Source organism: Bradyrhizobium sp. P2_E8 (assembly GCF_056403875.1).
In genome coordinates, this window is record NZ_JBFUES010000133.1 from 1 (window position 1) to 11,424 (window position 11,424).

An 11,424-nucleotide genomic window follows, 5' to 3' on the forward strand; every position below is an offset into this window, starting at 1 on the left:
GTATGGGTCCCGGCCTTCGCCGGGACGACGATCGCAACAAAAAAGCCCCGGCTCGCGCCGGGGCTTTGATGTCAGCGAAACGAACGTTTCGCTTACTTGCTGTCGCGATTCTTGAGCGCGGTGCCGAGGATGTCGCCGAGCGTCGCACCCGAATCGGAGGAGCCGTACTGCGCGATGGCTTCCTTCTCTTCGGCGACTTCGAGCGCCTTGATCGACACCTGGACCTTGCGGGCCTTCTTGTCGAACTGGATCACGCGGGCATCGACCTTCTCGCCGACGGCGAAGCGTTCGGCGCGCTGGTCGTTGCGGTCACGCGCGAGCTCCGAGCGCTTGATGAAGGTGGTAAAGTCGGTACCGGCGATCTTCACCTCGATACCGCTCTCCTTCACTTCGAGCACTTCGCAGGTCACGACCGCGCCCTTCTTGACATCGCCCGGCTCGGCGAAGGGGTCGCCTTCGAGCTGCTTGATGCCGAGCGAGATACGCTCCTTCTCGACGTCCACATCGAGCACCACGGCCTTCACCATGTCGCCCTTCTTGTAGTTGTCGATCACCTGCTCGCCCGGAAGCTTCCAGTCGAGGTCGGAGAGGTGGACCATGCCGTCGACGTCGCCTTCGAGACCCAGGAACAGACCGAACTCGGTCTTGTTCTTGACCTCGCCCTCGACCACCGAACCGGTCGGGTGACCTTCGACGAAGACCTCCCAGGGGTTGCGCATGGTCTGCTTGAGGCCGAGCGWGATGCGGCGCTTGACGGAATCGACTTCCAGCACCTGCACTTCGACTTCCTGCGAGGTCGAGACGATCTTGCCGGGGTGCATGTTCTTCTTGGTCCACGACATCTCGGAGACGTGGATCAGGCCTTCGATGCCCGGCTCGAGCTCGACGAACGCACCGTAGTCGGTGATGTTGGTGACACGGCCGGTGAAGCGGGCACCCAGCGGGTACTTGGCTTCGATGCCCTGCCACGGATCGTCCAGCAGCTGCTTCATGCCCAGCGAGATGCGGTGCGTCTCGTGGTTGATCTTGATGATCTTGACCTTCACGGTCTGGCCGATCGAGAGCACCTCGGTCGGATGGTTGACGCGGCGCCACGCGATGTCGGTGACGTGCAGCAGGCCGTCGATGCCGCCGAGATCAACGAACGCACCGTAGTCGGTGATGTTCTTGACCACGCCGTCGATGACCTGACCCTCTTCGAGGTTCTGCACCAGCTCCTGACGCTGCTCGGCGCGGGTCTCTTCCAGCACCGTGCGGCGGGAGACGACGATGTTGCCGCGGCGGCGGTCCATCTTCAGGATCTGGAACGGCTGCGAGTTGTTCATCAGCGGCGCAACGTCGCGGAYCGGACGGATGTCGACCTGCGAGCSCGGCAGGAAGGCCACGGCACCGTYSAGGTCGACGGTGAAGCCACCCTTGACCTGGTTGAAGATGACGCCGTTGACCTTCTCGTTGTTCTGGAACGCCTTCTCGAGCTTGCCCCAGCTCTCTTCGCGGCGCGCCTTGTCGCGCGACAGCACGGCTTCGCCGAGGGCGTTCTCGATGCGATCGAGGAACACTTCCACCTCGTCGCCGACCTTGATCTCGCTGTCACGGCCGGGGCCGGAAAATTCGCGCAGGGCGACGCGGCCCTCGGTCTTCAGGCCGACGTCGATGACGGCCATGTCCTTTTCAATTGCAACCACCTTGCCCTTGACGACGGAGCTTTCCTGCAGGTTGCCACCTGCGAAGGACTCGTCGAGCATCGCGGCGAAATCGTCGCGCGAGGGGCTATAGGTATCAGCAGAAGTCGAAGCCATTTGTTCTCCAGTTGCGGATGTCTTGCCGGCCGTTGGGTTCATGGGCGCATCGCACGCGCAGTGTCGGAAGGTCCGCAAGACCTTCGAGCGACCGCTTGCTGCCCCGGCCTGGCACCGGAACGGCGGAAACGGGCCGGCTGAGGCCCGCGCGTTCGATACGTGGAAATCTTTGTCCGGAGCCTGGATCGCACCGGTCCCGAAACAGGCGGACCGGGGGTATCGACCTCAAAGAGCGGGAGCGGGCGCTTCCTCCAATGACGGCTGCGGCTTAACCCCGCGACCGGCCCGCTCGGACGGCCTCGATAATGTCGATGGCGGCCCGGACGCCGCCTTCTATATCCAGTTGGGAGTTATCTAGCAAGTAAGCATCGGGGGCAGGTTTCAGCGGTGCAATCGGCCGATTCTTGTCGCGTTCGTCGCGCTGGATGATGTCGGCGAGCACGGCCGCCTCGTCCGCCTCCTCGCCCCGCGCCTTGGCCTCCATGGTGCGGCGGCGGGCGCGAACCTTGGGGTCCGCCACGACAAAGATCTTCACGTCGGCATGAGGGCAGATCACGGTTCCAATGTCCCTGCCGTCCAGCACCGCCCCCGGCGGATCGGCGGCGAATTGCCGCTGGAAATTGACCAGTGCCTCGCGAACCCTTGGGATTGCCGAGACGATCGAGGCGCCCTCGCCGACCTTCTGGGTCTTCAGGGCAGGATCGCCGAACTTTTCCGGATCCAATTCCAGCGCCGCCGCCACCGCAGCCGCCTCGTCGCGGAGATCATGACCCGATTGCATCAGGGCGTAGGCGACCGCGCGATAGATCACGCCGGTATCAAGATGACGATAGCCGTAATGATGAGCGAGACGCTTGCCCAGCGTCCCCTTGCCCGAGGCCGCGGGCCCGTCGATGGCGATGATCATGAAAACTCGGCCCCAAGCGAACGCATCATCGGAATGAAGTCCGGGAAACTGGTGGCGATGAAGGCGGTGTCGTCGACGGTCACCGGCTGGTCGGAGGCGCMGCCCATCACCAGCGCGGACATCGCGATGCGATGATCCATGTGGGTGGCGACGAGGCCGCCACCCGGAACGTGACCGTGGCCGTGGACGATCAGATCGTCGCCGGAGACCTCGACCTTGACGCCGTTGACGCGCAGCATCTCGGCGGTGGCCTCGAGGCGGTCGGATTCCTTGACGCGCAGCTCTTGCAGGCCGCGCATGATGGTCGTGCCTTCGGCGAAGGAGGCCGCCACCGCCAGCACGAGATATTCGTCGATCATCGAGGGCGCGCGCTCCGGCGGCACCTCGACGCCGCGCAGCTTTGACGCGCGCACGCGCAGCTGCGCCATCGGCTCGCCGGCATCGCCGCGCACTTCGCTCTCCTCGATCGAGGCGCCCATTTCGCGCAGCGTGGTGAACAGGCCGGTGCGCAGCGGATTGGTCATGACATCCGACAGCACGACATCGGAGCCCTCGGCGATCAGCGCCGCAACAACCGGGAAGGCCGCCGAGGAGGGATCGGCGGGCACCACGACATTGGCGCCATGCAGCTCGGGCTGGCCTTTGAGCGTGATGCGGCGGCCGTGCACGCCCTCCTTCGTGGAGGTGATGTCGGCGCCGAAGTGCTTCAGCATCAGCTCGGTATGGTCGCGGCTGGCCTCGTTCTCGATCACCGTGGTGATGCCCGGCGCCGCCAGGCCCGCGAGCAGCACGGCGGATTTGATCTGGGCCGAGGCGACCGGGGTCTTGTAGGTGATCGGCAGCGGATCGCGCGCGCCCTGGACGGTCAGCGGCAGACGGCCGCCCTCGCCGCCGGAGACGACCCTGGCGCCCATCTTCTCGAGCGGGTCCAGGATCCGGCGCATGGGACGGCTGCGCAGCGACGCGTCGCCGTCGAAGACCGCCGAGATCGGGCAGCCGGCGACGGCACCCATGACCAGCCGGCAGCCGGTGCCGGAGTTGCCGAAATCCAGCGGCGCCTTGGGCTGGGCGAAGCCTGCCACGCCCACGCCCTGCACTTTCCAGGCGAAATCGCCGGTGCGCTCCACGCTGGCGCCCAGCGCCTGCATGGATTTGGCGGTGTTGAGGACGTCCTCGCCCTCGAGCAGGCCCGAAATCCTGGTCTCGCCGACCGCGAGCGCGCCCAGGATGAGGGCGCGGTGGGAGATCGACTTGTCCCCGGGCACCCGTACTTTCCCGGTCAGGGGACCGTTTGCGCGCGAATGAAGCGGCCTCGGTTGGTCGGAATGGGTCAAGATTGTGTCCTTGGATGTGCTCCGGAGAGCTGGGGCGCAGGTACCACATGGTCCGCGCCCCGTCACCGGCATGTCTTTCTCCCGTAATGCGCTATTGACAGCGGGCCGCCAACTAGCCAAGTGAAACACCGCTTTTCAGACATTCCCAGGATTCCTCTGCCGTGGCCAAGTCCGAACTCGGAACCAAACGTATTTGCCCGACCACGGGCAAGAAGTTCTACGACCTCAACAAGAATCCGGTGATCTCGCCCTATACCGGCGAAGTGGTCCCGATCGCGCCCGTGGCGCCGGCCCGCGTGCCTCGTGGCGCCGAAGCCCGCCACGCGGCCGCCGCCGACACCACGCCGGAGCCGGCAGAGGTCGAGGAGGTCTCGCTCGAGGAGGCCGATGCCGAGGAGAACAGCGGCAAGGTCAAGGCGGTCGTGCCCGAATCGGAGGACGATATCGAGGTCGACGAGACCCTCGATGACGACGATGACGATGATTCGACCTTCATCGCCGACGAAGAAGAGGGCGATGAGGACGTGACCGACATCATTGGTGATGTCGGAGGCGATGAAGAGACTTGAGATCAGCCCTGATCTGTGAAAAAGGGTGCACCGCGCGAGTCGCCTAGGGCTCGCCGGCCGGGACGGATCCCCCAGGATCCTCCCCACTGGAAGACTTAAGGGGCCATAGCTCAGCTGGGAGAGCGCTTGCATGGCATGCAAGAGGTCGGCGGTTCGATCCCGCCTGGCTCCACCACGCTTCGCCCTTCGGGCTACGCGTGGCGCAGCCGCGCGGGGCCCGAGGGGCGAAGCGTGGTGTCCGGCGAAGCCCGTAGGGCGAAGACGGACTGGTAACGATCCTCACCATCCTATCGACTGGTTATGCGGAAGCCGCCAATATCCGTGGGCTACGCGTGGCGCAGCCGCGCAGAGCCCGAAGGGGGAAGCGTGGTGTCCGGCGTAACCCGCAGGGCGAAGACGGACTATGACCTTCTCCTACCCTGCCCTAGCGACTGCCCAGGCGGAAACCGTCAATGTGGTATGTCTACATCCTCCGCAGCATCGAATTTCCCGAGCAGGAATACATCGGGGCCACTGAAGATCTGAAACGGCGCATTCCCGAGCACAACGCCGGCAAATCCGCTCACACGGCCAAATTCAAGCCATGGATGCTCGTTTGGTATTGCGCCTTCCCCGATAAGCTCAAAGCCCTGGCATTCGAGAAGTATCTCAAGTCACATTCGGGCCGTGCTTTTACGAAGAAGCGCCTCTACTGAAACCCCCTACTCCCCAATCACCGCATTGAGCCGATCGCGCAGCGCGACGATCTCGTCTTTCATCGCCACCAGCTCCGACACCGAGCAATCCGACGCCGCCAGGATCGACTGCGGCACGGCGCGCGCCTTGTCCTTCAGCGCGTGGCCCTGCGGGGTCAGCGCGATCAGCACCTGGCGTTCGTCCTCGCGCGAGCGTGTGCGCTTGACGAGGTGCGCGGCCTCGAGGCGCTTGAGCAGCGGCGTCAGCGTGCCCGAATCCAGGAACAGCTTTTCGCCGATGTCCTTGACCGGCACATCGTCGCGCTCCCACAGCACCAGCATCACCAGATATTGCGGATAGGTTAGGCCGAGGCGGTCGAGCAGCGGCTTGTAGACGCGGTTGAAGGCGTGCGCGGCCGAATAGACCGCGAAGCAGATCTGGTTGTCGAGGCGCTGCGGGTCCAGCGTCGATAATTTCCGGGGCATAGCGAATCTCACGCGGTTTCCTCCATTCTGGGACCGGCCGGCCGGACATTCAATTGCGAACAATTAAATGTGAGGCATGCAAATTTCAATTGCGCGCAATCTAATTGCTTGCGATATACGCGTCGTCCCAACCGGAAGACCTGAGGAGACGAAAATGTCCGTGAACGTCCTGTACAAGACCAGCGCAAAAGCCACCGGCGGCCGCGACGGCCATGCCGCGACCCTCGACGGCGCGCTCGACGTCAAGCTCACCACGCCGAAGGAACTCGGCGGCGGCGGCGGTGCCGGCAACAATCCCGAGCAGCTGTTTGCGGCCGGCTACGCCGCCTGCTTCATCGGCGCGATGAAGTTCGTGGCCTCGCAGGGCGGCCCGAAGGTTCCCGCCGACGCCGCCGTCACCTCGACCGTCGGCATCGGCCCGCGCTCGGAAGGCGGCTTCGGCCTCGACATCGACCTCGCCGTCTCGCTGCCGGGYCTTGCCCGTGCCGAGGCCGAAGCGCTGGTCGCCAAGGCGCACCAGGTGTGCCCCTATTCCAATGCCACGCGCGGCAATGTCGACGTTCGCCTGACGGTCGTCTGATCGAAAATGCGGATTGGCTGGCCCGGGATCCCCCTCGGGCCGGCCGCTTCCGTTTGATTTACCGGATCCTGTTTTGCCAGATCCTGTTTTGCCATGCCGCGGGATTGACGCGCGGCGGTGCATGCGGCCCTACGCAACAAGCCATTGCTGGCGCAAAAAAACCTCGCTAGGCCTGTGACCAACGATCGACACAGGGGAAGCGAAGGCATGAGTTCTGAAGCCGTTACGGGTGCAATGAGCGGACTGCGCGTCATCGATCTCACGCGCGTGCTCGGCGGTCCCTACTGCACCCAGATCCTCGCCGACCATGGCGCCGACGTGATCAAGGTCGAGCCGCCCGCCGGCGACGAGGTGCGCGACTGGGGCCCTCCCTTCCACGACGAAGACGCGGCCTATTTCATCGGCATCAACCGCAACAAGCGCTCGATCGGCCTCGACCTCGCCTCCGAGGGCGGCCGCGTCGTGCTGCTGAAGATGCTGGAGACCGCCGACGTCCTGATCGAGAATTTCAAGCCGGGCACGCTGGAGAAATGGGGCATCGGCAACGAGGTGCTGCGCGAGAAATTCCCGCGCCTCGTGCATTGCCGGATCTGCGGCTTCGGCGCCGACGGCCCGCGCGGCGGCAATCCCGGCTATGACGCCATCATCCAGGCCATGACCGGCATGATCGCGGCGACCGGCTCGCCCGAGAGCGGCCCGATGCGGATCGGCGTGCCGCTGGTCGACATCACGACCGGCCTCTATGCCGCGATCGGCATCCTGATGGCGCTGTCGGAGCGGCAGCGCTCGGGCAAGGGCCAGTTCCTGGAGACCACGCTGTACGAGACCGGCCTTGCCATCATGCATCCGCACACCGCGAACTATTTCATGCATGGCAAGCCCCCTGGCCTGACCGGCAACGAGCATCCCAACCTCGTGCCTTACGCGATCTTCCCGACGAAGACCGACAACATCTTCATCGGCGTCGGCAATGACGGCACCTTCCGCAAGCTCGCCAAGGAGATCGGCAAGCCCGAGCTCGGCACCGATCCGCGCTTTGCCCGCAACAAGGACCGCATCGCCAATCGCGAGGCGCTGCGCGCCGAGCTGGCCGCCGTGTTCAGCCAGCACGAGGCCGAGCCGCTTTGCAATCGCCTGCTCGCAGCGGGCCTGCCCGCAGGCCCGGTGCAGAAGATCGACCAGGCGCTGACCAACCCGCACACGATCGCCCGCGGCGATGTCATCGAGAAGGATTGGTACAAGGGCGTGGCCTCGCCGATCCGGCTCGACCGCAGCAAGCCGAGCCTGCGCCGGCTGCCGCCGAAATTCAGCCAGCACGCGGCGGAGGTGCTGGGCGAGTTCGGGTATTCCAAGGCCGAGATCGACGCGATGGTCGAGAAGGGCACCGTCTGCGGCCCCGAGCGCAAGCGCTGAGATAAAGACGAAGATCGAGCGTCGGGGCAGGTGCACTCCGTCTCCCGCTTGCGGGAGAGGGAGTCTCTACATGGGACAATCCCCAGAGGAGCGAACCCTCACCCACGCCTTCGGCGCGACCTCTCCCGCAAGCGGGAGAGGTATTCGAACCCGCGGCCTCGGCCAGCCCCACATCATCCAATGCCGCACTGCGGCGCGAGCACGCATGTGCAGCGCGAATGGAGGAGGCTGCCCGCGGCGTCTTCGCCTATTTGACGGCTTCCCTTTTCCCGCGCTTGCCGCTTTCGTTTCGGCCGCATACACAGTCATGTGAACGTCATACGGCGCTGCTAGCGCAAGCGCTTCTTATTGACGGGCAAGGGAGGTTTTCTTGATGGCTCTTCGACATTTTGGGGCGGCTGCCGCATTTGCAATCACGGTCGGCATGTCGGCCTCTCCGGCCTTGGCCGTGACCGAAATCCAGTGGTGGCACGCGATGACCGGCGCCAACAACGACGTCATCGTCAAGCTTGCCACCGACTTCAACGCGTCGCAGAGCGACTACAAGGTCATCCCGACCTACAAGGGCAACTACCCTGATACGATGAACGCGGGCATCGCCGCGTTCCGCGCCGGCAATGCCCCGCACATCATGCAGGTGTTCGAAGTCGGCACCGCGACCATGATGGCCGCGACCGGCGCGGTGAAGCCGGTCTACAAGCTGATGGCCGAGGCCGGCGAGAAGTTCGATCCCAAGATCTACCTGCCCGCCATTACCGGCTACTATTCGACGTCGAAGGGCGAGATGCTGTCGTTCCCCTTCAATTCGTCCTCGACCGTGATGTGGGTCAACCTCGACGAGCTCAAGAAGGCGAATGTCGAGATCCCCAAGACCTGGCCCGAAACGTTCGAGGCCGCCAAGAAGCTGAAGGCTGCGGGTCATGACACCTGCGGCTTCTCCGGCTCCTGGGTCACCTGGGTCAATCTCGAGCAGCTCTCCGCCTGGCACAACGTGCCGCTCGCCAGCAAGGCCAACGGCCTCGACGGTTTCGACACCGTGCTGGAGTTCAACGGCCCGCTCCAGGTCAAGCATCTCGAAACCCTGGTCGAGCTCCAGAAGACCAAGACTTACGACTATGCCGGCCGCACCAACACCGGCGAAGGCCGCTTCACATCAGGCGAATGCCCGATCTATCTGACCTCGTCGGCGTTCTTCGGCAACGTCAAGGCGCAGGCCAAGTTCGCCTTCACCGCGGTGCCGATGCCGTATTATCCGGACGCCAAGGGCGCGCCGCAGAACTCGATCATCGGCGGCGCCTCGCTCTGGGTCATGGGCGGCAAGTCGGCCGAGGAATACAAGGGCGTCGCGAAGTTCCTGACCTTCCTCTCCGACACCGATCGCCAGGTCTACATCCACAAGGCCTCGGGCTATCTGCCGATCACCAAGGCGGCCTACGCCAAGGCGAAGGAAGAAGGCTTCTACAAGGATCAGCCTTATCTCGAGACCCCGCTGCTCGAGCTGACCAACAAGGAGCCGACCGAGAATTCGCGCGGCCTGCGCCTCGGCAACATGGTGCAGCTCCGTGACGTCTGGTCGGAAGAGATCGAGCAGGCGCTCGCCGGCAAGAAGACCGCCAAGCAGGCGCTCGACGCCGCCGTCGAGCGCGGCAACACCATGCTGCGCCAGTTCGAAAAGACCGCAGTGAAGTAAGGCATCGAAGCGGCAGGCCGCGACCCGGCCTGCCGCTTCCCATGACATCATGCAAAAGCAAGCCATTTTCCAATCAAAGCTATTGCCCTACGCGCTGGTTGCGCCGCAGCTCGCGATCGTCCTGATATTCTTCTACTGGCCCGCCCTGCAGGCGGTGATCCAGTCCTTCCTGCTCCAGGATGCCTTTGGTCTGTCGAGCACCTTCGTCTGGTTCGAGAATTACATCGAGCTGTTCAAGGACCCCGCCTATTTCGCGGCGATCGTCCGGACCTTCTTCTTCTCGTTCGCGATCGCCGTGTCGTCGCTGTCGTTCGCGCTGCTGCTCGCCGTGATGGCCGACAAGCCGCTGCGCGGCTCGATGCTCTACCGCACGCTCTTGATCTGGCCCTATGCGGTGGCGCCACCCGTCGTCGGCGTGCTCTGGATCTTCATGCTGCATCCCTCGCTCGGTGTACTGTCGCGCTATCTGCGCGGAATGGGCGTCGACTGGAATCCGCTGCTCGACGGCGACCAGGCGGCGGCGCTGATCATCCTCGCCGCCGCCTGGAAGCAGATTTCCTATAATTTCCTGTTCTTCCTCGCCGGCCTGCAAGCCATCCCGAAAAGCGTGTTCGAGGCCGCCGCGATCGACGGCGCCCGTCCGATGCGCCGGTTCTGGACCGTGACCTTCCCGCTGCTGTCGCCCACGATCTTCTTCCTGCTGGTCGTCAACATCGTCTACGCCTTCTTCGACACCTTCGGCATCATCGACACCATGACCCGCGGCGGTCCCGGAACATCGACGGTCACGCTGGTCTACAAGGTCTATTCCGACGGCCTGCTCGGCGGCAATCTCGGCAGCTCGGCGGCGCAGTCGGTGATCCTGATGGTCATGGTCATCGTGCTGACGGGAATCCAGTTCCGCTTCGTCGAACGCAAGGTGACCTACTGATGGTCGAGGACGAGGGTATCAGGCGCTACGTCGCCCACGCCATTCTCTGGATCGGGATCGCGATCGTCGCGTTCCCGGTCTACATCGCGATCGTCGCCTCGACCCAGGACAACGCGCTGATCGCGAACGGACAGATGTCGCTGCTGCCCGGCGGGCATTTCTTCGAGGTCTACTACCAGACCATCTTCGTCGGCACGAGCGGCTCGACCCGCGAGCCCGTCGGCAACATGATGCTGAACTCGCTGGTGATGGCGCTGGCGATCGCGATCGGCAAGATCGCGATCTCGATCATCTCGGCCTATGCAATCGTGTATTTCCGCTTTCCGTTCCGGATGGCGATCTTCTGGATCATCTTCATCACCCTGATGCTGCCGGTCGAGGTGCGCATCTACCCGACCTACAAGATCGTCGCCGATCTGCACATGCTCGACAGCTATGCCGGCCTGTCGCTGCCGCTGATCGCATCGGCCACCGCAACGCTGCTGTTCCGGCAGTTCTTCATGACCGTGCCGGACGAATTGCTGGAGGCCTCGCGCATCGACGGCGCCGGCCCCTTGCGTTTCTTCTGGGACACGCTGCTGCCGCTGTCGCGCACCAACATGGCGGCGCTGTTCGTGATCCTATTCATCCTCGGCTGGAATCAATATCTCTGGCCGCTGCTCATCACCACCCGCGACGACATGCAGACCATCCAGGTCGGCATCCGCAAGATGATCACCACCACCGACGCGCTGACCGAATGGCCGATCGTGATGGCGACCGCCGTGCTGGCCATGCTGCCGCCGGTGTTCGTCGTCGTCGCGATGCAGAAGCTGTTCGTGCGCGGACTGGTCGAGACCGAAAAGTGAGTTTTCATGGCTAACGTCACCCTGCGCAACGTCCGCAAGACCTACACCGGCGGCTTCGAGGCCATCAAGGGCGTCAACGTCGATGTCGCCGACGGTCAGTTCTGCGTGCTGGTCGGTCCCTCGGGCTGCGGCAAGTCCACGCTGCTGCGCATGGTCGCGGGGCTCGAGACCGTCACCGGCGGCGAGATCGACA

The 11,424-nt window shown here is 64.2% G+C and carries 12 protein-coding genes and 1 tRNA gene; 9 read left to right on the top strand and 4 right to left on the bottom strand.

What is annotated here, in order from left to right; all coding sequences use genetic code 11:
* Positions 1–92 precede the first annotated feature (92 nt).
* From rpsA to aroA, 3 genes are all read right to left on the bottom strand, one after another.
* On the bottom strand, positions 93–1,799 hold the full coding sequence (rpsA, locus tag AC1D00_RS10165; protein WP_477010576.1) for a 30S ribosomal protein S1: 1,707 nt from the start codon (positions 1,797–1,799) through the stop codon (positions 93–95).
* Positions 1,800–2,067: 268 nt separating this feature from the next.
* The gene (gene cmk / locus AC1D00_RS10170; RefSeq protein ID WP_092190353.1) at positions 2,068–2,706 is read right to left on the bottom strand and encodes a (d)CMP kinase; all 639 of its coding nucleotides are present in this window, start codon (positions 2,704–2,706) and stop codon (positions 2,068–2,070) included.
* Positions 2,703–4,040, bottom strand: a complete 1,338-nt coding sequence (aroA, locus tag AC1D00_RS10175; protein ID WP_477010577.1) for a 3-phosphoshikimate 1-carboxyvinyltransferase — start codon at positions 4,038–4,040, stop codon at positions 2,703–2,705. Before aroA ends, cmk begins: the two co-directional genes overlap by 4 nt.
* Before the next feature lie 161 nt (positions 4,041–4,201).
* Between aroA and AC1D00_RS10180 the strand changes: the two genes are divergently transcribed.
* From AC1D00_RS10180 to AC1D00_RS10190, 3 genes are all read left to right on the top strand, one after another.
* A complete protein-coding gene (locus AC1D00_RS10180) occupies positions 4,202–4,609 on the top strand; it encodes a TIGR02300 family protein (RefSeq protein ID WP_025576686.1) in 408 nt (135 codons plus the stop codon).
* 99 nt (positions 4,610–4,708) lie between these two features.
* Positions 4,709–4,784 (top strand) — tRNA-Ala (locus AC1D00_RS10185).
* 277 nt (positions 4,785–5,061) lie between these two features.
* On the top strand, positions 5,062–5,304 hold the full coding sequence (locus tag AC1D00_RS10190) for a GIY-YIG nuclease family protein (protein ID WP_025576685.1): 243 nt from the start codon (positions 5,062–5,064) through the stop codon (positions 5,302–5,304).
* Positions 5,305–5,310: 6 nt separating this feature from the next.
* Here AC1D00_RS10190 and AC1D00_RS10195 read toward each other — a convergent pair whose 3' ends face one another.
* Entirely contained in the window at positions 5,311–5,769 is a 459-nt protein-coding gene (locus AC1D00_RS10195; RefSeq protein WP_477010578.1) for a MarR family winged helix-turn-helix transcriptional regulator, read from the bottom strand.
* 154 nt (positions 5,770–5,923) lie between these two features.
* On the opposite strand from AC1D00_RS10195, the gene AC1D00_RS10200 reads away from it, so the two are divergent.
* The 6 genes from AC1D00_RS10200 to AC1D00_RS10225 form a co-directional block, all read left to right on the top strand.
* Positions 5,924–6,349, top strand: coding sequence for an organic hydroperoxide resistance protein (locus tag AC1D00_RS10200; RefSeq protein ID WP_011083560.1), 426 nt, complete (start codon positions 5,924–5,926; stop codon positions 6,347–6,349).
* A gap of 207 nt (positions 6,350–6,556) precedes the next feature.
* Positions 6,557–7,762, top strand: coding sequence for a CaiB/BaiF CoA transferase family protein (locus AC1D00_RS10205; protein WP_135175187.1), 1,206 nt, complete (start codon positions 6,557–6,559; stop codon positions 7,760–7,762).
* A gap of 373 nt (positions 7,763–8,135) precedes the next feature.
* Positions 8,136–9,452 (top strand): sn-glycerol-3-phosphate ABC transporter substrate-binding protein UgpB, encoded by a 1,317-nt coding sequence (ugpB, locus tag AC1D00_RS10210; RefSeq protein WP_135175188.1) that lies wholly within the window; start codon positions 8,136–8,138, stop codon positions 9,450–9,452.
* Between the two features lie 49 nt (positions 9,453–9,501).
* Positions 9,502–10,383, top strand: a complete 882-nt coding sequence (ugpA, locus tag AC1D00_RS10215) for a sn-glycerol-3-phosphate ABC transporter permease UgpA (RefSeq protein WP_477010579.1) — start codon at positions 9,502–9,504, stop codon at positions 10,381–10,383.
* Positions 10,383–11,231, top strand: coding sequence for a sn-glycerol-3-phosphate ABC transporter permease UgpE (gene ugpE, locus AC1D00_RS10220; protein ID WP_135175190.1), 849 nt, complete (start codon positions 10,383–10,385; stop codon positions 11,229–11,231). The genes ugpA and ugpE overlap by 1 nt, the downstream gene beginning before the upstream one ends.
* Before the next feature lie 6 nt (positions 11,232–11,237).
* Positions 11,238–11,424 (top strand): ATP-binding cassette domain-containing protein (locus tag AC1D00_RS10225; RefSeq protein WP_477010580.1); only part of this gene is annotated, 187 nt, incomplete at its 3' end.